19 protein-coding genes are annotated in these 24,825 nt (G+C 65.8%); 17 read left to right on the top strand and 2 right to left on the bottom strand.

Features of this window, described 5'->3' with window-relative positions:
* Positions 1-67 precede the first annotated feature (67 nt).
* From carA to glmM, 6 genes are all read left to right on the top strand, one after another.
* Positions 68-1,207 carry a glutamine-hydrolyzing carbamoyl-phosphate synthase small subunit gene (gene carA / locus IPM80_08995; protein MBK8958562.1) on the top strand — a complete coding sequence of 380 codons (1,140 nt, stop codon included), beginning with the start codon at positions 68-70 and terminating at the stop codon, positions 1,205-1,207.
* Positions 1,208-1,210: 3 nt separating this feature from the next.
* A complete protein-coding gene (gene carB, locus IPM80_08990; protein MBK8958561.1) occupies positions 1,211-4,432 on the top strand; it encodes a carbamoyl-phosphate synthase large subunit in 3,222 nt (1,073 codons plus the stop codon).
* A complete protein-coding gene (gene greA, locus IPM80_08985; protein ID MBK8958560.1) occupies positions 4,429-4,905 on the top strand; it encodes a transcription elongation factor GreA in 477 nt (158 codons plus the stop codon). Before carB ends, greA begins: the two co-directional genes overlap by 4 nt.
* A 166-nt stretch (positions 4,906-5,071) precedes the next feature.
* Positions 5,072-5,689 (top strand): RlmE family RNA methyltransferase, encoded by a 618-nt coding sequence (locus tag IPM80_08980; GenBank protein MBK8958559.1) that lies wholly within the window; start codon positions 5,072-5,074, stop codon positions 5,687-5,689.
* An 81-nt stretch (positions 5,690-5,770) separates the two neighbouring features.
* The gene (gene ftsH, locus IPM80_08975; protein ID MBK8958558.1) at positions 5,771-7,696 is read left to right on the top strand and encodes an ATP-dependent zinc metalloprotease FtsH; all 1,926 of its coding nucleotides are present in this window, start codon (positions 5,771-5,773) and stop codon (positions 7,694-7,696) included.
* 158 nt (positions 7,697-7,854) lie between these two features.
* On the top strand, positions 7,855-9,231 hold the full coding sequence (glmM, locus tag IPM80_08970; GenBank protein ID MBK8958557.1) for a phosphoglucosamine mutase: 1,377 nt from the start codon (positions 7,855-7,857) through the stop codon (positions 9,229-9,231).
* A 31-nt stretch (positions 9,232-9,262) separates the two neighbouring features.
* Here glmM and dapD read toward each other — a convergent pair whose 3' ends face one another.
* Complete coding sequence (gene dapD, locus IPM80_08965) at positions 9,263-10,081, bottom strand: 2,3,4,5-tetrahydropyridine-2,6-dicarboxylate N-succinyltransferase (GenBank protein MBK8958556.1); 819 nt, start codon at positions 10,079-10,081, stop codon at positions 9,263-9,265.
* 4 nt (positions 10,082-10,085) lie between these two features.
* Positions 10,086-11,294 (bottom strand): succinyldiaminopimelate transaminase, encoded by a 1,209-nt coding sequence (gene dapC / locus IPM80_08960; protein ID MBK8958555.1) that lies wholly within the window; start codon positions 11,292-11,294, stop codon positions 10,086-10,088.
* A 125-nt stretch (positions 11,295-11,419) separates the two neighbouring features.
* On the opposite strand from dapC, the gene leuB reads away from it, so the two are divergent.
* From leuB to IPM80_08905, 11 genes are all read left to right on the top strand, one after another.
* Positions 11,420-12,496 (top strand): 3-isopropylmalate dehydrogenase, encoded by a 1,077-nt coding sequence (leuB, locus tag IPM80_08955; GenBank protein ID MBK8958554.1) that lies wholly within the window; start codon positions 11,420-11,422, stop codon positions 12,494-12,496.
* Between the two features lie 28 nt (positions 12,497-12,524).
* Positions 12,525-13,547 carry an aspartate-semialdehyde dehydrogenase gene (locus IPM80_08950; GenBank protein MBK8958553.1) on the top strand — a complete coding sequence of 341 codons (1,023 nt, stop codon included), beginning with the start codon at positions 12,525-12,527 and terminating at the stop codon, positions 13,545-13,547.
* Between the two features lie 191 nt (positions 13,548-13,738).
* On the top strand, positions 13,739-17,398 hold the full coding sequence (locus IPM80_08945; protein MBK8958552.1) for a hypothetical protein: 3,660 nt from the start codon (positions 13,739-13,741) through the stop codon (positions 17,396-17,398).
* Positions 17,399-17,446: 48 nt separating this feature from the next.
* Positions 17,447-18,256, top strand: a complete 810-nt coding sequence (gene truA, locus IPM80_08940; GenBank protein MBK8958551.1) for a tRNA pseudouridine(38-40) synthase TruA — start codon at positions 17,447-17,449, stop codon at positions 18,254-18,256.
* A gap of 77 nt (positions 18,257-18,333) precedes the next feature.
* The gene (locus IPM80_08935) at positions 18,334-18,963 is read left to right on the top strand and encodes a phosphoribosylanthranilate isomerase (GenBank protein ID MBK8958550.1); all 630 of its coding nucleotides are present in this window, start codon (positions 18,334-18,336) and stop codon (positions 18,961-18,963) included.
* Positions 18,964-18,982: 19 nt separating this feature from the next.
* Positions 18,983-20,185 (top strand): tryptophan synthase subunit beta, encoded by a 1,203-nt coding sequence (gene trpB / locus IPM80_08930; GenBank protein MBK8958549.1) that lies wholly within the window; start codon positions 18,983-18,985, stop codon positions 20,183-20,185.
* A 23-nt stretch (positions 20,186-20,208) separates the two neighbouring features.
* Entirely contained in the window at positions 20,209-21,027 is an 819-nt protein-coding gene (locus IPM80_08925) for a tryptophan synthase subunit alpha (protein ID MBK8958548.1), read from the top strand.
* 14 nt (positions 21,028-21,041) lie between these two features.
* A complete protein-coding gene (locus IPM80_08920) occupies positions 21,042-21,956 on the top strand; it encodes an acetyl-CoA carboxylase carboxyltransferase subunit beta (GenBank protein MBK8958547.1) in 915 nt (304 codons plus the stop codon).
* Positions 21,957-21,988: 32 nt separating this feature from the next.
* Positions 21,989-23,278 (top strand): bifunctional tetrahydrofolate synthase/dihydrofolate synthase, encoded by a 1,290-nt coding sequence (gene folC, locus IPM80_08915; GenBank protein ID MBK8958546.1) that lies wholly within the window; start codon positions 21,989-21,991, stop codon positions 23,276-23,278.
* Positions 23,275-24,237 carry an SPOR domain-containing protein gene (locus IPM80_08910; protein MBK8958545.1) on the top strand — a complete coding sequence of 321 codons (963 nt, stop codon included), beginning with the start codon at positions 23,275-23,277 and terminating at the stop codon, positions 24,235-24,237. Before folC ends, IPM80_08910 begins: the two co-directional genes overlap by 4 nt.
* 84 nt (positions 24,238-24,321) lie before the next feature.
* The gene (locus tag IPM80_08905) at positions 24,322-24,825 is read left to right on the top strand and encodes a CvpA family protein (GenBank protein MBK8958544.1); all 504 of its coding nucleotides are present in this window, start codon (positions 24,322-24,324) and stop codon (positions 24,823-24,825) included.

The following is a 24,825-nucleotide window of genomic DNA, read 5'->3' as shown; positions in this document are numbered from 1 at the left end:
ACAATGCCGGGCATCGAGCGGGAGCAGTCATGTGGCTGCCTCCCGCTTTGCATATGTGGGTAAGATTGTGAGCGATTCAGCTGTATTAGCGCTTTCCGACGGCACTGTTTTTCACGGCCGTTCCATCGGCGTTGCCGGTTTCGGCATCGGCGAGGTGGTATTCAACACCGCCATCACGGGCTACCAGGAAATCCTCACCGATCCCTCCTACGCCCAGCAGATAGTCACCCTGACCTATCCCCACATCGGTAACACCGGCGTCAACCTCCAGGATCTCGAATCGCGCCGCGCCTTCACCAGCGGCCTGGTGGTGCGCGACTCCTCGGCGGCGGTCAGCAACTGGCGTTCCAGCGCGTCCTTGAGCGATTTCCTGCGCGCCCAGGGCGTGGTCGCGATCGCCGACATCGACACCCGCAAGCTGACCCGCGTGCTGCGCGAGAAGGGCGCCCAGAACGGCTGCATCGCCGCCGGCCCGGAGGCGACCGACGCCGCCGCCATCGCCGCCGCGCGTGGCTTTCCGGGCCTCGCCGGCGCCGATCTCGCCAAGGTCGTGACCACCGATGAAGCCTACACCTGGCGCGAAGGCAGCTGGGTGCTGGAAACCAATGCGCATCGCGCGCCGGGCGCCACGCCCTACCGGGTGGTGGCCTACGATTTCGGCGTCAAGCACAACATCCTGCGCCTGTTGGCCGACCGCGGCTGCGAAGTCGAAGTGGTGCCCGCCACCACGCCGGCCGGCGAGGTGCTGGCGCGCAAACCCGACGGTGTGTTCCTGTCCAACGGCCCGGGCGACCCCGAGCCCTGCACCTACGCCATCGACGCCATCCGCGAACTGCTGACCACCGGCATCCCGGTGTTCGGCATCTGCCTCGGTCACCAGCTGCTGGCGCTGGCCTGCGGCGCGCGCACGGTGAAGATGAAGTTCGGCCATCACGGCGCCAACCATCCGGTCAAGGATCTGGACGACGGACGGGTGTTGATCACCAGCCAGAACCACGGCTTCGCGGTCGACGAGGCCAGCCTGCCGGCCAGCCTGCGCGCCACCCATCGCTCGCTGTTCGACGGCTCGCTGCAGGGCATCGCCCATCGCGAGCTGCCGGCCTTCAGCTTCCAGGGCCACCCCGAGGCCAGCCCCGGACCGCGCGACGTGCAGCCGCTGTTCGATCGTTTCATCTCGCAGATTGCGCGTGCGCGCGCGGGACGCTGAACCATGCCGCGTCGTGACGACATCAAGACCATCCTGCTGATCGGCGCCGGGCCCATCGTGATCGGCCAGGCCTGCGAATTCGACTATTCGGGGTCGCAGGCGTGCAAGGCGCTGCGCGACGAAGGCTACCGCGTGGTGCTGGTCAATTCGAATCCGGCCACCATCATGACCGACCCCGGCATGGCGGACGCCACCTACATCGAACCGATCCGTTGGCAGACCGTCGCGTCCATCATCGAACGCGAACGCCCCGATGCGCTGCTGCCGACCATGGGCGGCCAGACCGCGCTCAACTGCGCGCTCGATCTGGCGCGTGAAGGCGTGCTGGAGAAATTCGGCGTGGAACTGATCGGCGCGTCCGAGGAAGCCATCGACAAGGCCGAGGATCGCTCCAAGTTCCGCGAAGCCATGAGCCGCATCGGTCTCGAATGCGCACGCTCCTTCATCGCGCACAATCTCGAGGATTGCCGCGCCGCGCAGAAGGAGCTCGGCTTCCCGGTCATCATCCGTCCGTCCTTCACGCTCGGCGGCTCGGGCGGCGGCATCGTCTATAACAAGGAAGACTTCGACGAGGCCTGCCGCCGCGGTCTCGACGCTTCACCCACCACCGAGATCCTGCTCGAGGAATCGGTGCTGGGCTGGAAGGAATACGAGATGGAAGTCGTGCGCGATCGCGCCGACAACTGCATCATCGTGTGCTCGATCGAAAACCTTGATCCGATGGGTATTCATACCGGTGACTCGATCACCGTCGCGCCGGCGCAGACGCTGACCGACAAGGAATACCAGATCATGCGCGACGCCTCGATCGCGGTGCTGCGCGAAATCGGCGTCGATACCGGCGGCTCCAACGTGCAGTTCGCGGTCAATCCCGACGACGGCCGCCTGATCGTCATCGAGATGAACCCGCGCGTGTCGCGTTCCTCGGCGCTGGCCTCCAAGGCCACCGGCTTTCCGATTGCCAAGGTCGCCGCCAAGCTCGCGGTCGGCTACACGCTCGATGAACTGCGCAATGAAATCACCGACGGTGCGACGCCGGCGTCCTTCGAGCCGACCATCGACTACGTGGTGACCAAGATCCCGCGTTTCACCTTCGAGAAATTCCCGCAGGCCGAGGATCGGCTCACCACCCAGATGAAATCGGTGGGCGAGGTGATGGCCATGGGCCGCACCTTCCAGGAATCGTTTCAGAAGGCGCTGCGCGGTCTCGAGACCGGCGCTACCGGGCTCGATGAAATCGACACCAGCAAGATTGAATTGACCGACGTGCGCCTGCGCCGCGAACTGACCGCCGCCGGCGCGCAGCGCATCTGGTACGTGGGCGAGGCGTTCCGCGCCGGCTATTCGCTGGCCGATGTGCACCAGATGACGCGCATCGACATGTGGTTCCTGACTGCCATCGCCGACATCGTCAACGAAGAAGTGGCGGTGGCCGCCGGCGGCGCTGCTGCGCTCGATGCGCCGCGGCTGCGCGCCTTGAAGCGCAAGGGCTTCTCCGACGCGCGTCTCGCCACGCTGGTGGGCGTGACGGAAAACGATTTGCGCGCGCGCCGTCACGCGGCGGGCGTGCGGCCGGTGTTCAAGCGCGTCGATTCCTGCGCCGCCGAGTTCGATGCCACCACCGCCTACATGTACTCGACCTACGAGGAAGAGTGCGAATCGCGGCCGACCGATCGCCAGAAGATCATCGTGCTGGGCGGCGGACCGAACCGCATCGGCCAGGGCATCGAGTTCGACTACTGCTGCGTGCAGGCTTCGATGGCGGCGCGTGACGCTGGCTTTGAATCGATCATGATCAACTGCAACCCGGAAACGGTGTCGACCGACTACGACACTTCGGACCGCCTCTATTTCGAGCCGCTGACGCTGGAAGACGTGCTCGAAATCGTGCACGTCGAAAAGCCGCGCGGCGTCATCGTGCAGTTCGGCGGCCAGACGCCGTTGAAACTCGCGCGCGCCTTGGAAGCGGCCGGCGTGCCGATCATCGGCACCTCGCCCGATTCCATCGACCTGGCCGAGGATCGCGAGCGCTTCCAGCAGTTCCTGGAACGCGAAGGTCTGCGCCAGCCGCCCAACCGCATCGTGCGCGAGACCGGCGAAGCCACGGCGCGCGCCGCCGAGATCGGCTACCCGCTGGTGGTGCGACCGTCCTATGTGCTGGGCGGTCGGGCGATGGAAATCGTTTACAACGATCGCGACCTCGAGCGTTACATGCAGGCGGCGGTGGCGGTCTCCAATGACTCGCCGGTGCTGCTCGACCATTTCCTGGAAGCCGCCATCGAGGTCGATGTCGACGCCATCTGCGACGGCAAGGACGTGCTGATCGGCGGCATCATGGAGCACATCGAACAGGCCGGCGTCCATTCCGGCGACTCGGCCTGCGCGCTGCCGCCCCATACCTTGACGCCGGCCATGCAGGACGAACTGCGCCGCCAGGTTGCGGCCATGGCGCGCGGTCTGAACGTGATCGGCCTCATGAACACCCAGTTCGCCATCCAGGGCGACGACATCTACGTGCTGGAAGTCAATCCGCGCGCCTCGCGCACCGCGCCCTTCGTGTCCAAGGCCATCGGCCTGTCGCTGCCCTATGTCGCGGCGCGCTGCATGTTCGGCGAGTCACTCGCCTCGCAGAACGCCGACCAGGAACGCACGCCGCCCTATTACTCGGTCAAGGAAGCGGTGTTCCCGTTCGTCAAGTTCCCCGGCGTCGATCCCTTGCTCGGCCCGGAAATGAAATCGACCGGCGAGGTGATGGGCATAGGCGCGACCTTCGGCGAAGCTTTCGGCAAGGCCCAGCAGGCCGCCAACATGGCGCTGCCCAGCACCGGCAATGCATTCCTGAGCGTGCGCGATGCCGACAAGCCGGCCGCCATCGAACTGGGCCACCTGTTGATCAACCAGGGCTTCCGCATCATCGCCACGCAAGGCACCGCCGCCGCGTTGCGCGAGGCGGGCGTGGATTGCCAGCGCGTGAACAAGGTCGGCGAAGGCCAGCCGCACATCGTCGACATGATCAAGAGCGATGAAATCGATCTCATCATCAACACCACGGAAGGCAAGCAGGCGATTGGCGATTCCTACATGATTCGCACCAATGCGCTCAATCATCGCGTCGCCTATACCACCACCATGGCGGGCGCCCATGCCGCGGTGATGGCCCTGGCCGACACCGGCACCGGGGACGTCCGCCGCCTGCAGGACCTGCATCGGGAGTGCAACGCATGAACAAGACGCCGATGACCGCTCAAGGCGCGCAGCGCCTGCGCGAGGAATTGCAGCGCCGCAAGACCGAGGACCGCCCGCGCATCACCCAGGCCATCGCCGAGGCGCGCGCCCATGGCGACCTCAAGGAAAACGCCGAGTACCATGCCGCCCGCGAGCAGCAGAGCTTCAACGAGGGGCGCATCAACGACATCGAAGGCAAGCTGTCCAACGCCGAGATCATCGACGTCACCAAGCTCAACGCCCAAGGCAAGGTGGTGTTCGGCGCCACCGTCGAACTGCTGAACGTCGAGACCAACGAAGAAGTGACGTGGAAAATCGTCGGTGAGGACGAGGCCGACGTCAAGGCGCGCATGATTTCGGTCAACTCGCCGATCGCGCGCGCCATGATTGGCAAGAGCGAGGGCGACACCGTGGTGGTCAAGGCGCCGAGCGGCGACATCGAGTATGAAGTGCTCAGCGTTCAGTACATCTGACAGGCTGGTGAAAAACTACTGCGCTCGACATTTTGCGTCCCGTCGGTGCTCGGACACTTCAGCACAATCCTCACGTATTTCCATATACGCTGCGGTTCCTGCGCGCCGGCGGAACGCAAACTGCCTTCGCTCGCTACGTTTTTCACCAGCCTGCTAGGCCGCTGAAGTGGCGCGCCGCGGTTCCAGCAGCCGCTGGCTGCAACGCCAGGACAAGGATCCGTTCGTCAAACAGCGCGACCAGCACGGCTACCGGTCGCGCGCCGCCTACAAACTCCAGGAACTGGCCAGGAAGGATCAACTGATCCGGGGCGCCGCGTCGGTGCTGGACCTGGGGGCGGCCCCCGGCGGCTGGACCCAGGTCGCGGTCGAACTCGCCGGCCCGCGCGGCAAGGTGGTGGCGCTCGACATCCTCGACATGGAACCGGTGCCGGGCGCGACCTTCATCCACGGCGATTGCCGTGACCCGGCCGTGCGGTCGCAAGTGATCGCCGCGGTCGGCGGCAAGCTCGACCTTGTAATGTCCGACATGGCCCCCAATATCACCGGGCTCAAGGACCGTGACGAGGCCGGCATGGTGGAACTGGCGGAGATTACCCTCGACCTCGCCGATGAACTCTTGCGACCCGGCGGCAGTCTGCTCATAAAACTCTTTCAGTTTGCCGATACAGAACTGCTCGTGAAGCGTATCAAGGGGTGCTTCGGTCACGTTTCGCGACGCAAGCCCGAAGCTTCGCGGGCCGAGTCTCGGGAGTTTTATGTCGTGGCAAAACAATATGGTATATAGTTTTTCTGCCCCTAGGGCTGCATTCTCCGCAGGCACGCGCTGTGGAACGGCACGGGCTTACCGGAAGTAATCAAGGCTCATATGGCTAGAAATCTCGTCCTCTGGATCGTCATCGCCCTGGTGCTGATGCTGGTATTCCAGAACTTCACGCCCCGCCACGGCGCCTCGCGGGCTATCGACTATTCCGATTTTGTCACCGAGGCCAAGAGCGGCCGGGTGTCCAAGGTGCTGCTCGATGGCCAGACCATCGAAATCGAGATGCATGACGGTTCTCGCCTGTTTACCTACAGCCCGGAATCCGACAACGGTCCCCTGATCGGCACCCTGCTCGACAACAACGTCCGCATCGAGGCCCAGGCCCCGGACCGCCAGGGCCTGCTGATGCAGATCTTCATTTCCTGGTTCCCCTTCCTGCTGCTGATTGCCGTGTGGATCTACCTCATGCGCCAGATGCAGGGCGGCGCTGGTGGCCGCGGCGCCATGTCCTTCGGCAAGAGTCGCGCGCGGCTGCTTGGCGAAGACCAGATCCGCATCACTTTCAACGATGTCGCCGGCGTCGACGAGGCCAAGGAAGAGGTCAAGGAACTGGTCGACTTCCTGAAGGACCCCGGCAAGTTCCAGAAGCTCGGCGGCAAGATCCCGCGTGGTGTGCTGATGGTCGGCTCGCCCGGTACCGGCAAGACCCTGCTCGCCAAGGCCATCGCCGGCGAGGCCAAGGTGCCGTTCTTCACCATCTCCGGATCGGATTTCGTGGAAATGTTCGTCGGCGTGGGCGCCTCGCGCGTGCGCGACATGTTCGAGCAGGCCAAGAAGCACGCGCCCTGCATCATCTTCATCGACGAAATCGACGCGGTCGGTCGCCATCGCGGCGCCGGCCTCGGCGGCGGTCACGACGAGCGCGAGCAGACCCTGAACCAGTTGCTGGTCGAGATGGATGGCTTCGACGGTAACGAAGGCATCATCATCATCGCCGCCACCAACCGCCCGGACGTACTCGACCCGGCGCTGCTGCGACCCGGCCGTTTCGACCGCCAGGTGGTGGTGCCGCTGCCGGACATCCGCGGCCGCGAGCAGATTTTGAAAGTGCACATGCGCAAGGTGCCGGTGGCGGAGGACGTCAAGCCGGCCATCCTGGCGCGCGGCACACCCGGCTTTTCGGGCGCAGACCTCGCCAACCTCGTCAACGAGGCGGCGCTGTTCGCGGCGCGCTCCAACAAGCGGCTGGTCGACATGGAGGAATTCGAGAAGGCCAAGGACAAGATCATGATGGGCGCCGAGCGCCGCTCGATGGTGATGAGCGACAAGGAAAAGCGCCTGACCGCGTTCCACGAGGCCGGCCATGCCATCGTCGGTCGCCTGGTGCCCGAGCACGACCCGGTCTACAAGGTCACCATCATTCCGCGCGGTCGGGCCCTCGGCCTCACCATGTACCTGCCCGAGGAAGATCGTTACAGCTCCAGCAAGGAATCGCTGGAAAGCCGCATCTCGACCTTGTTCGGCGGCCGCATCGCCGAGGAACTGGTATTCGGGCCGACCGCCGTCACGACCGGCGCGTCGAACGACATCGAGCGCGCCACCGACATCGCGCGCAACATGGTCACGCGCTGGGGCCTGTCGGCCAAGCTCGGTCCGATGACCTACAGCGATGACGAGGGAGAAGTGTTTCTCGGGCGCTCGGTCACCCAGCACAAGATGGTGTCCGATGAAACCGCGCACCTCATCGACGAGGAGGTGCGTGACATCGTCGATCGCAACTACCAGCGCGCGCGCACGCTGCTCGAAACCAATATGGAGCAGCTCAACGTGATGGCCGAGGCGTTGATCAAGTACGAAACGCTCGGTGTCGAACAGATCGACGACATCATGATGGGGCGCACACCGCGACCGCCGGAAGATTGGATGGACGACGATTCTTCGCGCGGCGCCCGTGGGCCCGACGTCGAAGACAAGCCCACCACCGACAAAGGCAAGGATGGCAAAATCGGTGGGCCCGCCAGCCTGCATTGAGTGCCTCGAGTTAACGCTTGTTAACTTGTTGCCGCTATAAGACCTCGAACCGGTAGTGCGGCTGTGATGGGAATCACGGCCGCCACTCCCGCGCTACTGCTACTTTTCAAAAAACGCTTCAAACGATTTCTGGCCTGCGGCTGGGCGAGGTGCATTTCATGAGCGAGCGCAAGCGCAAGTATTTTGGTACCGACGGGATTCGTGGCACGGTCGGCGAACATCCGATCACGCCCGATTTCGTCATGAAGCTGGGCTGGGCCGCAGGCCGCGTATTGAGCGCCCATGCGCCGGGTCGCCAGAAGGTGCTGATCGGCAAGGACACCCGCGTGTCGGGCTACATGTTCGAATCCGCCTTGGAAGCCGGGCTGTCGGCGGCTGGCATCGACATTCACCTGCTCGGGCCGATGCCGACGCCCGGCATCGCCTACCTCACCCGCACTTTTCATGCGCAGGCCGGCATCGTCATCAGCGCCTCGCACAATCCTTTCGACGACAACGGCATCAAGTTCTTCTCCCATGCGGGCACCAAGCTGCCCGATGAGATCGAACTCGAGATCGAAGCGGAGCTCGATCGGCCGCTCGAGACCGTCGCCTCGCGCGAACTCGGCAAGGCGCGGCGCGTGGAAGACGCGGCCGGACGTTACATCGAATTCTGCAAGGGTACGGTGCGCTCCAGCATCAGCCTCGCGGGCCTGAAGATGGTGGTCGATTGCGCCCACGGCGCGACCTATCACATCGCGCCGGCGGTGTTCTCGGAACTGGGCGCGCAGGTCATCACGCTCGGCAATACGCCCGATGGTTTCAACATCAATCACGAATGCGGCGCCACCGATCCGAGCGCCCTGCAGGCGGCGGTGCTGAAGCACGGCGCCGATGTCGGCGTGGCGCTGGATGGTGACGGCGACCGCCTGATCATGGTCGATCACAAGGGCGAACTCGTCGATGGCGACGAGTTGGTGTTCATCATCGCGCGCCGGCGTCAGCAGGCCGGCCAGCTGCGCGGCAGCGTGGTCGGTACGCAGATGAGCAACCTGGGACTCGAGCAGGCGATTCGCACCATCGGTCTCGGCTTCGAACGTGCCAAGGTCGGTGACCGTTACATCCTCGAAAAACTGCGTGACGGCGGTTGGACCCTGGGCGGTGAGTCCTCGGGCCACATCATCTGTCTCGATCTCACCACCACCGGCGACGGCATCATCTCCGCGCTGCAGGTGCTGGAAGCGATGATCGGTGGTGAGCAGTCGCTGCACGATCTGAAGAGCGGCATGCAGAAGTGCCCGCAGACGCTGGTCAACGTGCGCATGGAAAAGAAGGTCGACGTGATGTCGCTGCCCGACGTGCAGCGTGCCGTGGCCCAGGCCGAAGCGCGTCTTGCCAACAGTGGCCGCGTGCTGCTGCGTCCGTCGGGCACCGAGCCGGTGATCCGCGTGATGGTCGAGGGCAGGGATTCAGCGCTGGTCGAGGAGATGGCCAACGACATCGCGCAGAAAGTGGAAAGCGCGGCGCGCGTCGCGATTGCCGAAGTCGCGGCCTGAGTTCAGACCGCGACTTCGAAGCGCTGCGGGCTCAGACCCGCAGCAGTTCGTTGATGCCGGTCTTGGCGCGGGTCTTGGCATCCACCTTCTTTACGATCACCGCGCAGTAGAGGCTATGACTGCCGTCTTCCGCCGGCAGGTTGCCTGACACCACCACCGATCCCGGCGGTACGTAACCGTAGCTGACGGTGCGCGTTTCGCGATCGTAGATCTTGGTGCTTTGGCCGATGTAGACGCCCATCGAGATCACCGAGCCCGCGCCCACGATCACACCTTCCACGATCTCCGAACGCGCGCCGATGAAGCAGTTGTCCTCGATGATGGTCGGTGAGGCCTGCACCGGTTCCAGCACGCCGCCGATACCGACGCCCCCTGACAGGTGCACGTTCTTGCCGATCTGCGCGCAGGAGCCGACGGTCGCCCAGGTGTCGACCATGGTGCCGCTGTCGACGTAGGCGCCGATGTTGACGTAGCTCGGCATGAGGATCACGCCCGGCGCGATGAAGCAGCCGCGCCGCGCCACCGCCGGCGGCACCACGCGCGCGCCGATCTTCTCGAATTCAGCCTGTTCCATGCCGGCGAATTTCAGCGGCACCTTGTCGAAGTAATTGGTCGCGCCGCTCGGCATGACTTCGTTGCCGGCCAGCTTGAACGACAGCAGCACGGCTTTCTTGGCCCATTCATTGACCTTCCAGCCGCTGTCGGTGGGTTCGGCCACGCGCAGCGTGCCGGCGTCGAGCGCCGCCAGGGTGCTGGCGATGGCGTCGCGCAGCTCGGCGCTGGCGTTCTTGGCATCGATATCGGCGCGACGCTCGAAGGCGTCATTGATGATGGTGGCCAGATCACTCATGGCTTTAGAGTCCTTGCAGTTGGCGAAGTACGGGTTGCATGCGCCGCGCGGCCTGGACGCATTCGTCCTGGTCGGCCACCAGCGCGATGCGCAGACGGTGTTTGCCGGGATTGCCGTGTTGACTGTCGCGGGCCAGGAAGCTGCCCGGCAGCACCAGCACGCCAGCTTCGCCCAGCAGTCGTTCGCAGGCGAGGAGATCGTCGGTGGCGAGCTCCGGCCACAGGTAGAAGCCGGCCGCCGGCTGCGTGAGCTTGGCGACCTCGGCCAATAGCGGCACCACCGCGTCGAATTTGCGGCGGTACAAGGCGCGATTGGTGACGACGTGCTCTTCATCGCTCCAGGCTGCGATGCTGGCGTGCTGGACATGCACCGGCATGGCGCCGCCCTGGTAGGTGCGATAGCGATAGAACGGCTCAATGATGGCAGCGTCGCCGGCCACGAATCCCGAGCGCAGGCCCGGTGCGTTGGAACGCTTGGACAGGCTGTGCATCACCAGGCACTGGCGGAAGTCCGCGCGGCCATGGGCGGCGCACCATTCGAGCAGGCCGAGCGGCGGCTGCCGCTCGTCGTAATAGAGTTCGCTGTAGCACTCGTCCGCGACGATCACGAACCCGTGCCTGTCGGCCAACGCGGTCAGGCGTGCGTAGTCGTCGCTGGTGAGGATGGCGCCAGACGGGTTGCCGGGCGAGCACACGTAGACAAGCGCGGTGCGTTGCCAGACGCTGTCCGGTACCGCGTCCCAGTCGGGTCGGAAATCGAGATCGGCCGGGCAGTGCAGGAAATAGGGCGTGCCGCCCGCCAGCAGCGCCGCGCCTTCGTAGATCTGGTAGAAGGGATTCGGCATCACCACCAGGTTGCGTTCGCTCGCGGCCGCGACCACGCATTGGGCGATGGCGAACAGGGCTTCGCGCGTGCCATTGACCGGCAGCACGTGGCGCTCGGCGTCGAGCAGACCGTCGGCGAGATGAAAGCGGCGATTGGCCCACGCCACGATCGCCTGGCGCAGTTCCACGATGCCGCGCGTCGCCGGGTAGCGTGCGGTGCCATCCAGATGGGCGATGAGGGCTTGATGCACGCGCGGCGGCGTCGGATGCTGGGGCTCACCGATCGAGAGGTTGATCAAGGGCAGCCCGGCGGGCGGTGCAACCCGGGCCCGGATCGCGGCGAGCTGTTCGAAAGGATAGGGCTTGAGTTCGAGCAATCCTAAGTTCATGGGCTAGGGGCTGGCTGCCGTGGAGCGGCGGAGTATAACCGGAAAGGTGCGCGGCATTTGGCGTGGTTCAAGGCGCTCCGCTCTTGCTGTATCCTTGCGGCCTTTTTTCGCCTCGGAACAGAGCTATGACGCACAAGATTCTCCTCATCGCGGGGGACGGCATCGGTCCTGAAATCGTCGGCGCGGCCGAGGACGTCATCAACGCCCTGCGCAGCCGCTTCGGTTTCAACTGCGAGACCGAACATGCATTGATGGGTGGCTGCGCGATCGATGCCCATGGCACCGCGCTGCCCGATGTGACGCTTGACCGTGCGCGCGCTGCCGATGCCATTCTGCTCGGCGCCGTGGGCGGGCCCAAGTGGGACAAGGTCGAGCGTGCCATCCGCCCGGAGCGTGGTCTGTTGAAGCTGCGCTCGGAACTCGACCTGTTCTGCAATCTGCGCCCGGCGGTGCTGTTCCCGGCGTTGGCCGACGCGTCGACCTTGAAGCCTGAAGTGGTGTCGGGCCTCGACATCATGATCATTCGCGAATTGACCAGCGGCATTTATTTCGGTCAGCCGCGCGGCATCGAGACCAGCGCCGACGGCAAACGCCGAGGCTATAACACCCTGGCCTACACCGAGGACGAGATCTCGCGCATCGCGCGGCGTGGCTTCGAAGTGGCGCGTCAGCGCAATCGCAAACTGTGTTCGGTGGACAAGGCCAATGTGCTGGAAGTCACCGAACTGTGGCGTGAAATCGTGCAAAACATGTCGAGCGAATATCCCGACGTCGAGGTCTCGCACATGTATGTCGACAACGCCGCCATGCAACTGGTGCGCGCGCCCAAGCAGTTCGACGTGCTGGTCACCGACAACATGTTCGGCGACATCCTCTCGGATCTCGCCTCGATGCTGACCGGCTCTATCGGCATGTTGCCCTCGGCGTCCTTGAACGCGCAGAACAAGGGCATGTACGAGCCGATCCATGGCTCGGCGCCGGACATCGCCGGCAAGAATGTCGCCAATCCGCTCGCCACCATCCTGTCGGCGAGCATGATGATGCGCTACACCCTCAACGAGGCGGCGCTCGCCGACAAGGTCGAGGCCGCGGTATCGCGCGTGCTGGAGCAGGGGCTGCGCACGGCCGATATCGCCACTGCCGGCTGCCGCACGGTCGGCACCCGGGAAATGGGCGCGGCGGTCATCGCCGCCCTGCAATAGCGTGCAACAGGATTAACGGACAGCAAACATGAGCAAGAAGTACGACGTCGCGGTCGTCGGCGCCACCGGCGCCGTCGGCGAAACCATGCTGGCGATCCTGCACCAGCGCAATTTCCCGGTCGGTGAAGTCCATGCCGTGGCCAGCGCGCGCTCCGCCGGTTCGCGCGTCGCCTTCGGCGACCGCATGCTGGTGGTCCAGGATCTGGATACGTTCGATTTCAGCAAGGTGCAAATCGGCCTGTTCTCGCCGGGCGCCTCGGTGTCCGCGATCCACGCGCCGCGTGCAGGAGCGGCCGGCTGCGTGGTGATCGACAACACCTCGCAGTTCCGCTACGACGACGACATCCCGCTGATCGTGCCGGAGGTCAACCCGGGCGCGCTCGCCCAGTACAAGAACCGCAACATCATCGCCAACCCGAATTGCTCGACCATTCAAATGTTGGTGGCTTTGAAACCGATCCATGACGCGGTGGGCATCGAGCGCATCAACGTCTGTACCTACCAGGCAGTGTCGGGCACCGGCAAGGAGGCCATCACCGAACTCGCCAACCAGACCGCGGCGCTACTCAATGCCAAGCCCATCGAGGCCGAGGTCTATCCGAAGCAGATCGCTTTCAACGTGTTGCCGCACATCGACGTGTTCATGGACAACGGCTACACCAAGGAAGAAATGAAGATGGTGTGGGAGACCCGCAAGATCATGGGTGACGACAGCATCCAGGTGAATCCGACCGCGGTGCGCGTGCCGGTGTTCTACGGGCACTCAGAGGCCGTGCACATCGAAACCCGCGCCAAGATCAGTGCCGCCGAAGTCCGCGCCCTGCTCGAAAAGGCGCCCGGCGTGACGGTCATCGACCGGCACGAGAACGGCGGCTACCCGACTGCCGTGACCGAGGCGGCCAACCAGGATCCGGTGTTTGTCGGGCGAATTCGCGAGGACATCTCCCATCCGCGGGGTATCAACCTGTGGGTGGTCTCGGACAATGTTCGAAAGGGCGCCGCCCTGAACAGCATCCAGATCGCGGAGATGTTGGTAAAAAGTCATTTGTAAGCTATAGTTACTCACGATTTATAAAGAATCTTAGAAGCTTTGGGACATGCTGCCGGGTGAGTAGGGCATACGGCGCTGTGCGCATGCCGCCACGCGGGTGCTTTTTCCATCGTGGGGAAACCGACTAAGGAATGACGTCCATGCTACGGAATCGAGCCGTCGCCTTCTTGCTGTGCGCTCTGGCGAGCCGTGTGGCTTTTGCGCTGGGCCTGGGACCTTTGGAGGCCACTTCGGCCCTCAACGAACCGTTCAAAGGACGCATCGAAGTGCTCGGCGCCAAGGCCGAGGACTTCGATGCCTTGACCGTCGGGCTGGCGGGCGAGGAACAATTCCATCGTGCCGGCATAGAGCGCGCAGCGGCTCTGTTCCAACTCAAGTTTTCGGTCTCCGACACGCAGGATGGCAAGGACTACATCGCCGTCACGTCGAAAGACGCGATACGCGAGCCGTTCCTGAATTTCCTGCTCGAACTCAACTGGGCCAACGGCCGCCTGCTGCGCGAGTACACCGTGCTGCTGGACCCGCCGCTCTATGATCCCAATCGCCGCATGGCGGCACCGGCCGCTGCCGCGCCGCGCGCCGCGGCCATGCCGGCGCCGGTGAGGCCGACCACCGCGCCGGTCGCGCCGCCGAGCGGCTCCGCGGCACCTGTCGCGCGTGCCGCAGCCCCTGCCTCCGCGGCGCCCGCTCCGCGCGCCGCCGCGAGCGGCGAACTCGGCCCGGTCGGTGCCGGCGACACCCTGTGGTCGTTGGCGCGCAGCGCCCGCACCGACGATTCGGTTTCCATCCAGCAGATGATGCTGGCCATCCTGCGCCAGAACCCCGAAGCGTTCCGCAACGGCAACGTCAACATGCTGCGCCGTGGCGCCGTTCTTCACGTGCCGGACGACGCCGCCATCCGCTCGGTGTCGGCCAAGGAAGCGGCCGCCGAGATCCGTCACCAGCACCAGCTGTGGGAGGAGTACCGGCAGCACGCGGGCGCAGCGCCCGCCGCCCAGCCGCTGGGCACGCCGGCCGCCGCCGCGGCTGTCGCGCCCGCGCCTGAGCCCAGCGAACCCGCCGCTGCCGCGGCCGGCGATTCCGCGGCCAAGCTCGAACTGGTGGCGCCGGGCGGCAGCGCCGCCGGCGCGGCCGATGGCAAAGCCGGCAAACCCGGCGCCACCGGCACCGCCGCGGGCGACGCCAAGCTCGTGCAGGACGAGGCGCTCGATTCGACCACGCAGCAGGCGGGCGATCTGAAGGACCGCCTGTCGGAAGCGGAAGAAATCATCAACATCCTGCAGCGGCAGGTGAACATCAAGGACCAGGAGCTGGCCGCGCTGCAGGCGCGTCTGGCCGAGCTCGGCGTCAAGCCGGGCGAACTGGGCAAGCCGGCCGAAGGCACCGCCACCGGCGCCGCGCCCGCCGAAGAGCAAAAGCCCGCGGCCGAAACGCCGGCCGCCACCACCGAAGTCGTACCCGAGACGCCGGCCGAAACCCCGGCTGCCAGCGAAACCCCGGCCGCCACGGCGGCCACCGAAACGCCCGCGGCGCCCGAGGCCGAGCCCGAAATCGATGTCGACGGCGGTAAATCCGCCGCGGAACCGGAAGCCGCCAAGCCTGCCGAGCCGGCGGCGGCGAGCGCCGAGAAAGAACCCGAAATCGACCTGCCGGCAAGCGCGCCGAACGCGCCCGGTTTCCCGGCCAGCCTGGTGCCGCCCGCCATCGCCGAGATGGTGCCGGGCGGTGCGCTGGGCGTGATCGGTCTCGCGCTGCTGGCCCTCATTGGTATCGGTGCGGTCATTGCACGCACGGTGTTGAAAGGGCGCGGCGAAGCGGCCGAGTCGGTGGCCGTGCCCTTGAGCACCACTCCCGCGGTGGGTAGCGAAGACGTCACCCAGGCCTCGACCCAGGCGGCGGCGGACGACCGTACCGAAACGCCGACCAATTTCGACCCGCTGGCCACCACGCCGAGCCTGCCGGCCTTCGATCCCAATGCCACGGTCGTGGATGCCGCGAGCGACGCCACCGTGCAGCCGGGCGCGCCCGAGAGCGACCCGCTGGAGGAAGTGAACGTCTATCTCGCCTACGAGCGTTTCGACCAGGCCGAAGAGCTGGTCAAGCGCGTCATTGCGCAGTATCCGAATCGCCACGAGTACAAGCTGCGACTGCTCGAGGTGTATTACTCGTCCAACGACCGCGTGGCCTATGAAAACGCCGCGCGCGAACTCCACGATGCGGTCGGCGACAACCATCCCTTGTGGGAAAGCGCATTGGCGATGTGGGCCGAAATGTCTCCCGAGCGCGCCCTGTTCGCCGAAGGCGGCGCATTGGCGGCGACCCTGTTGCCGGCCTCCAGCGCCTTCGTCGACATCACCGGCAGCGATGCCGATGCCACCGAGGCAACGCTCACCCATGCACCGGGCGGCCACGAGGGCGCGGTGGATTTCGACCTGGTCGGTGAAGCGACCGACACCGGCACCAACAACGTGCTCGATTTGACAGCCGAAGACGGCGGCAGCGCCGACGGCGAGTTCGTCGATCTCACGGCGACGTCCGAACTCGCCGAGACCGGTGACATGGGCAGCATGCTCGACCTGACCGGCGGTCAGGACGAAGCCCAGTTCGACATCGGCGCGAGCGGCGTTTTCGACATCACCGAAGGCGCGGGCGAAGGCAACGAGCTGCTCGACATCACCGGCGGAGACGTCGGCGGCGACCTGCTCGACATCACCGGCGGTGCGGCCGACACGGCCAGCGACAGTGATTTCCTCGACTTGAGCGGTGGCGGCAGCGATCTGCTCGACGTGACCAAGACCGGCGACGTGTCGATGGTCGACGACCTCGATCTTTTGAACGTCACGTCTTCGGGCGTGGCGTCGAACGTTCAGGCGGTGGACGCCGAGCCGGATGCGGGTGCGCTGGATTTCGATCTCGACGCCGAACTCGAAGCCGCGCCGGCGGCGCCCGAGGCTTCGACTTTCGATATCAGCGATACGGTCGCGCCGGTCTTCACCAAGGACGACATCGACGAAGACGACATCCTCGATATCACGGGCGGCAACCTGGCGGCGGGCGCCGGCAACGACGACCTCGAATTCGACATCGGCGGTCTCGACATCGAAGACCATCCGACGGTCGAAATGGAATTGCCGTCGGCTGCCAAGGCCAGCGGCCTCGACCTCGACCTGACCGCCGGCGGCGGCAGTTCGGAGCTCGATTTCGACATCGCCGCGGGCGCCGACGAATTGAACAATGCCTTCGACATCAGCGAAGCGGAAGGCGAGGGCGGCGATCTCGAGATCACCATGGGCGCGAGTTCCAGACTCGATGGGGAGTTGTCGCTGAAGGGCGATGAACTCGATGCCATCGCCCTGGACGGCGACGATGATTTGTCGCTCGACGGCGACCTGGATTTCGATCTCGATGGCACCGCTGAAATTGATTCCATCGCTGGCGACGAGACCGTCGACATGGCGAGTGCGACCGCGCTGCGCGGTGCCGGCCTCAACCTGGCGTCCGGGGGCGACAACGACGGAGCGCTGGACGAACTCACGCTGGAACTGGACGAAGCGCTCGGCAAGCCGGGTGACAACAGTCACCTGGAGACCTTGTCACTCGATTCGCTGGACATCGAGAGCGACGACCCGGTCGACCTCGGCGCTTCGCAAACCATCGTCATGCCGGTCGATCACACCATCGAGCGGCAAAGCGCGGCTGACGAGGCCGACACCAAGCTCAACCTGGCCAAGGCCTACATCGAACTCGGTGACTCCGACGGCGCGCGCTCCATCCTCGACGAAGTGGCGGTCGAAGGCACGCCGGCGCAGCAGGCCGAAGCCAGGACCCTGCTCGGTCGTCTCAAGCCCTGAGTCGGCGCTCCGGCGGCGTGCCGGAGCGCAGGGTTTCCCGTGACGGCCATGCGCATCGCCCTTGGCATCGAGTACGACGGAACGGAATTCTGCGGCTGGCAGACCCAGGCCGCCGGCATCCGCGCCGTCCAGCCGGTGGTCGAAGCGGCGCTCGGCCAGGTCGCCGCCCACCCTGTCACGGTGCATTGCGCGGGTCGTACCGACACCGGCGTGCATGCCACCTACCAGGTCATCCATTTCGACACCCACGCGGTACGCAACGCACGCTCGTGGATCCTCGGCGCCAACGCCAACCTGCCGGCTGATGTCGGCGTGCTGTGGGCCTTGCCGGTGCCCGACGATTTTCACGCCCGCTTTTCAGCGCACGCGCGCAGCTACGACTACATACTCAGCAACCGCCGCACGCGGCCGGCGCTGTGGCGCGGCAAGGTGAGTTGGGAGTGTCGTGAGCTCGACGTGACGGCGATGGCCGCCGCCGCCCGTCACCTTTTGGGCGAACACGATTTCAGCGCGTTCCGCGCGCAGGGCTGCCAGGCCAAACACCCGGTACGCACCCTGCACCGGCTGGAGGTGCTGGCGATGCCGCCCTGTATCGTGTTCCGTGTCGAAGCCAATGCCTTCCTGCAACACATGGTGCGCAACTTCGTCGGCACCTTGCTCGAGGTCGGACGCGGCCGCCAGCCGCCGGAATGGGTGGCAGAGGTATTGGCGGCACGGGATCGACGCCTGGCCGGCATGACCGCGCCGCCCGATGGCCTGTACCTGACCGGCGTGCGTTATGCGCCGCACTACGGTCTGCCGCCGCCGCCCACGCAGTGTTCGGTGCTCGCCTGTTACGACGGTCCCGCCTTCGATTGAACCGCGCGGCTACCTGTCGGCGTATTGAGATGGGATAATCCCGCGATTCGCCGTTTTTGAGTCCGTACACCGCGCCCATGTCCGTCAGAATCAAGTTTTGCGGCATCACCCGTGCCGAAGACGCGCTGGCGGCGGTGACGCTCGGCGCCGATGCCCTGGGCTTCGTGTTCCATGCGCCGAGTCCGCGCTGCGTGAGCGTCGCCCAGGCACGCGACATCGCATGCGAACTGCCGCCATTCGTGACCAAGGTCGGGCTGTTCGTCAACGCGGCGGCGGGCGAGATTGAAAGCACCTGTCGCGCGGTCGGCCTGGATGTCGTGCAATACCATGGCGACGAGACGCCCGAACAATGCGCCCAGACGCCGCGACCATGGATCAAGGCCATACGAGTGCGGCCGGAGCTGGATATCGCAGGCGAATGCCTGCGCTTCGCCGCGGCGAGTGCGTGGCTGTTCGATACTTTCGACGAGAAGCTGTACGGCGGCAGCGGCAAGGCGTTTGACTGGCGCCTGCTGCCGCAGCAGCATCGACGCCCGATCATATTGGCGGGTGGCCTGACGCCGGACAATGTCGGCGCGGCGATACGCAGCACCGCGCCCTACGCGGTCGACGTCAGCGGCGGCATAGAAGCCGCCAAGGGAATCAAGGATCACGACAAGATGCGATTGTTCATTGCCGAGGTGCAGCGCTGTGAATGCGAAACCTGATCTCACCGCGCTGGCCGGTATCGGCCACGAAACCTCCTTGCCCGATGCGCGCGGGCATTTCGGTCCCTATGGCGGGCGCTTCGTCGCCGAAACCCTGATGGAACCCTTGGCCGAACTCGAGGCCGCCTATCACCGCTATCTCGGCGATGCGGAGTTTCTCGCCGAGCTCGACGACGATCTCACCCATTACGTCGGTCGTCCGTCGCCGCTGTATTACGCGCGGCGCTGGTCGGAAGAACTGGGCGGCGCGCGCATCTATCTGAAGCGCGAGGATCTCAATCACACCGGCGCGCACAAGGTGAACAACACCGTCGGCCAGGCGCTGCTCGCCAAGCGCATGGGCAAGATGCGCGTGATCGCCGAAACCGGCGCCGGCCAGCATGGCGTGGCCACCGCCACCATCGCCGCGCGCCTCGGCATGCGCTGCTGCGTGTACATGGGCGTCGATGACATCAAGCGCCAGTCCATGAACGTGTTTCGCATGAAGATGCTGGGCGCCGAAGTGGTCGGCGTGTCGTCCGGCTCGCGCACCCTGAAGGACGCCTTGAACGAGGCGATGCGCGACTGGGTGAGCAATGTCGACGATACCTTCTACATCATCGGCACGGTGGCGGGCCCGCATCCCTACCCGGCGATGGTGCGTGATTTCCAGGCCATCATCGGCCGCGAAACGCGGGCGCAGTCGCTCGAGCGCGAAGGCCGTCTGCCCGATGCGCTGGTGGCCTGCGTCGGCGGCGGCTCGAACGCCATCGGGCTCTTCTACCCGTTCATCAACGACAAGGACGTGAAGCTCATCGGCGTCGAAGCAGGCGGCGATGGCGTCGCCACCGGTCGCCATTCCGCGCCGCTGTCGGCTGGCAGTCCCGGCGTGCTGCACGGCAATCGCACCTACCTCATGCAGGACGAGTGCGGCCAGATCGAAGAGACCCATTCGATTTCCGCCGGCCTCGATTATCCCGGCGTCGGTCCCGAGCATGCGTGGCTGAAGGACAGCGGCCGCGCGCAATATGAGACCATCACCGATACCGAAGCGCTGGCCGCGTTCCGCCACCTGACGCGTACCGAGGGCATCATTCCGGCGCTCGAATCGAGTCACGCGCTGGCCCATGCCGCCAAGCTGGCGCGCGACATGAAGCGCGATCAATTCATCGTGGTCAACCTGTCCGGTCGTGGCGACAAGGACATGCATACCGTCGCCACCATCGACGGCATCACGCTGTAAGCGCGCTGCGCACGAGGAAAGACATGAGCCGTATCAGTGCCTGTTTCGAACGTCTGGCCGCGCGTCGCGGCAAAGGCCTGGTGACCTTCATCAGCGCCGGTGATCCCGAGCCCAATGCCACGCCGGCGCTGATGCACGCGCTGGTGCGAGGCGGCGCCGACATCATCGAACTCGGCGTGCCGTTTTCCGATCCGATGGCCGATGGCCCGGTCATCCAGCGCGCCAGTGAACGGGCGCTGGCGGCGGGCACCTCGCTCGACGATGTCTATCGTTGCGTGGCGAAGTTTCGCGAGCAGGATCAAACCACGCCGGTGGTGTTGATGGGCTATCTCAATCCCTTCGAACACGTCGGCGCGGCGAGCTTCGCCGAGCGCGCCCACAGCGCCGGCGTCGATGGTGTGCTGGTGGTCGACCTGCCGCCCGAGGAAGCGCAAGATTTCAACCGCGTGGTCAAGGCCGCTGGCGTCGACCAGGTGTTCCTGGTGGCGCCCAACACCAGCAGCGAGCGCGTGAAGATGATCTGCAACTACGCCTCGGGCTTCGTGTACTTCGTGGCGGTGAAGGGCGTGACCGGCGACAAGGCCGTCGACGTCGAGCTGATCAATGCGCGCATCGCCGAAACGCGGCGCCTGGCCAGCCTGCCGGTCGGCATCGGCTTCGGCATACGCACGCCGCAGTCGGCGGCGGCGTCCGCCGCCAGCGCCGATGCCATCATCGTCGGCAGCGCCCTGGTCGAAATCATCGAACAGCATGGCAAGCACATCGACGCCGCCGCCAGCGCTCTCGAGATCTTCGTGCGCAGCCTGCGTGACGCCATCGACGGCAAGGCGCACGCGGCATGAGCGGCGACGGCAAACTGAGCTGGTTCAAGCGCCTGCTGCCGGCCAGCATCCGCACCGAGGGCACGGTCAAGCGCTCCATTCCCGAGGGCCTGTGGACCAGCTGCCCGGAATGCAAGGCGGTGCTGTATCGCGCCGAACTCGAACGCAATTTCGATGTGTGCGTGAAGTGCGATCATCACCTGCGCCTGACCGCGCGGCGTCGCCTCATGCGCTTCCTGGACAACGACGGCCCCAAGGAGCTGGCAACCGGCGTCGCGCCGTTGGACTTTCTCAAGTTCAAGGACAGCAAGCGCTACAAGGACCGCCTCACCGCCGCGCAAAAGGAAACCGGCGAGAGCGATGCGCTGGTGGTGATGGAAGGGCGTGTCGAGGGCATCGCCCTGGTGGCGGCATGTTTCGACTTCCAGTTCATGGCCGGCTCGATGGGCTCGGTGGTCGGCGAGAAGTTCGTGCGCGGCGTGCGCCGCTGTCTCGATGCGCGCCTGCCCTACGTGTGCTTCACCGCCAGCGGCGGCGCACGCATGCAGGAAGCCCTGACTTCGCTCATGCAGATGGCCAAGACCTCGGCCGCCATCGCCGAAATGCGCGAAGCGCACCTGCCGTACATCGTGGTGCTGACCGACCCGACCACCGGCGGCGTGTCGGCCAGTCTCGCCATGCTCGGCGACGTGATCATCGCCGAGCCCAATGCCCTCATCGGCTTCGCCGGCCCGCGTGTCATCGAGCAGACCGTGCGACAGGTGTTGCCGGAAGGCTTTCAGCGCAGCGAATTCCTGCTCGAGCATGGCACCGTCGATGTCATCGTCGACCGTCGCGAGATGCGTCATACCATCGCCTCGATGCTCGCCATCATGACCCATCAGCCGCCGCCCGCCCCACCCGCGCCCAGCGCTGAACGCACGCCGGCGCCGGCGCCTGCCCGCGCCTGATGGTTGCGCGCGGGAGCGACGTTCTGTCCGCCATGACGCCGGCCGCGACCGCGCCACTCGCCGAGTGGCTGGCGTGGCTGGAAGCGGCGCGCGGAGAGCACATCGATCTCGGCCTCGAACGTTGCATCGAAGTCGCGGCCCGTCTCGAACTGTCGCGCCCCGCGCCGGTGGTGGTGACGGTGGCCGGCACCAACGGCAAGGGCTCCAGCGTGGCTCTGCTGTCCAACATCTGGCGCGGCGCCGGCTACCGGGTCGGCGCCTACACCTCGCCGCATTTGTTGCGTTACAACGAGCGCATCCGCATCGACGGCGTGGCGGTCGACGACGCGCGCATCAGCGCTGCCTTCGCCCGCATCGAGGCGGCGCGCCAGTCGGTGGCGCTGACCTATTTCGAGTTCGGCACGCTGGCCGCGCTGTGCATATTCGCCGAGGCTGGTCTCGACGTGGTGGTGCTCGAAGTCGGACTCGGCGGTCGTCTCGACGCGGTCAACATCGTCGACGCCGATGTCGCCCTGATCGCCGCCATCGGTCTCGATCACGAGGACTGGCTCGGCAACTCGCGCGAACAGATTGCGACCGAGAAGGCCGGCATCATGCGCAAGGGACGCGTGGCGGTGTGTTCCGACAACGACTTGCCGCACACCCTGCTCGATCACGCCGCGCATTGCGGCGCGCTGCCGGCGATCCTGGGCGTCGATTTCTCGTTCGAAGACGACGGCGCGGACTGGACCTGGTGGTCGGGTGAGACGGTGCTCGAGCATTTGCCCTATCCGGCCTTGAGCGGCGCGCACCAATTGCGCAACGCGGCCGGCGTGCTGAAAGTCATCGACAGCCTGCAGCCGCGCCTGCCGGTCGACGTCGCGCAGATTGCCGACGGGCTGCGCACGGTCGCCTTGCCGGGACGTTTTCATCGTGTCACGCGCACGCTCGATTACGTCATCGACGTCGCCCACAACCCGCAGGCGGCCGAGATCTTTACCGCCACCCTCGCGCGTCTGCCGCGCGTGCCGCACACCCACGCGCTGATCGGCATGTTGAACACCAAGAATCATCGCGGCTTCCTCGCGCCGCTGCTGCCCCATGTGCAGCACTGGCATTTCGCGACCTTGGGCGGGACTACCGGCGCACGTGCCGAGGATCTCGCGACCTGCCTGCGCGAACTCGCGCCGCGCGCCGAGATCCATTGCCACCACAATGTCGCGGCGGCCCATGCCGCGATACTCGCCAGCGCCGAGCCCGGCGCGCGGGTGCTGGTGCTGGGCTCGTTCCTGACCGTCGGCGCAATGCTCGAACAACTCGCGGCGCGACCGAGCCTGTCATGATGGACCGTCAACTCAAACAGCGCGTGGTGGGCGCCGGCCTGCTGGTCGCGCTCGGCGTGATCTTCATTCCGATCTTTCTCGACAACGGCGGCGTGGAATCGCCGGTGCCGCCGTCCATGAACATTCCGCCGGCGCCCACCGAAGACGTCTCGCAGCGCGCGCCGGCGCTGGGCGAGGACGCGGTGGCCGAGATGGAAGCGCAGGCCGACGAGGATGTCGAACTGCCGCCTTCGCGCGTGCAAAGCGGCGAGGGCAGCAACGCCGAGCCCGCGCCGCTCGCGATGCCGTCGGCCAGCGGCGAAGCACCGGCCGTGATCGAAACCCTGGAGGAGGGCGCGGCCGTCGAGTCCGACGCCGCCGTGCCGGCCGCGGATGGCGCGACGGAAATGCTCGCGCCACGCATGCAGCCGCCCGCGCCGCGCAGCGAGACGCCGCCGGCGCTCGAAGCGCCGCCTATGCCCGTCGCTCCCGTCAGCGAGCCGGCGCCCAAGGCGCCGGTGAAGGCCGTGGAGAGCAAGGCCGTCAGCAAGCCGCCGGCGCCGAAGCCGGTGACGAAGAGCGCCGAGAGCAAGCCCGAGGCCAGCGACAGCCGCGCCGAGAGCAAGCCGGTCAGCAAACCGGTCGAGCCCAAGGCGACGCCCAAGCCCACCGAAAGCAAGGCCGTCGAGACCAGGAGCGCCGAAGCCAAAGCGCCGCTCGCGAGCAAACCCGCGGTGCCGACGGTCGGCGCCTGGACCGTGCAACTCGGCAGCTTCTCCAGCGATCTGAACGCCAAGAAGCTGGTCGACAAGCTCAAGGCCGCCGGCTACAAGGCCTATACCGAGCCCCGTCTCGAACAGGGCGTGACGGTGTTCAAAGTGCGGGTCGGTCCGACCCCGGGCAAGGCCGAGGCCGAGCGCCTGCGTCAGCGCATCGAGGCCCAGTTCGAAGCCCGCGGCATGCTCGTGCCATCGCGCTGACACCCACGCCATCGCTGCCCCCGCCAGGGGTGGTCTGCTAGACTTCGCGCTTATCCACCTGCGGGCTCGCCAGGCCTGCCAGGCATGAACTGGGCGGACATCACCATTATCTCCATCATCGTGCTGTCGGCGGTGCTGAGCCTGTTCCGTGGCTTCGTGCGCGAAGTGATGTCGCTCATCGCGTGGGTGGTGGCGTTCTGGGCGGCGATGGCGTTCTGGCACCGCGTGTCGGTCATGATGGAACCCTATCTCGCCATCGAGTTCGCGCGCATGGTGCTGTCCTTTCTCGCCATCCTGATCGGCGTGCTGCTGGTGTTCGGCATCATCAATTTCATCGTCGGGCGGCTGCTTGCGAGCACCGGCCTGTCCGGCCCCGACAGGCTGCTCGGCGCCTTGTTCGGCATCCTGCGCGGCGCCGCCATCGTCACGGTGCTGGTGGTGTTGGCCGGTCTCACGCCCTTGCCGGGCGATCCGTCGTGGTCGCAGTCGCGCATGCTGGTCGGCTTCCAGTCCGCTGCGCAACTCGCCATCGGTCAACTGCCGCCCGAGTTCGGCAAACACTTCAGTTATTCCAAGCGCGGTACCTAG

It is taken from the genome of Pseudomonadota bacterium (assembly GCA_016719885.1).
Classification (GTDB): domain Bacteria; phylum Pseudomonadota; class Gammaproteobacteria.
This window is presented reverse-complemented; position numbering and strand designations above follow the sequence as displayed.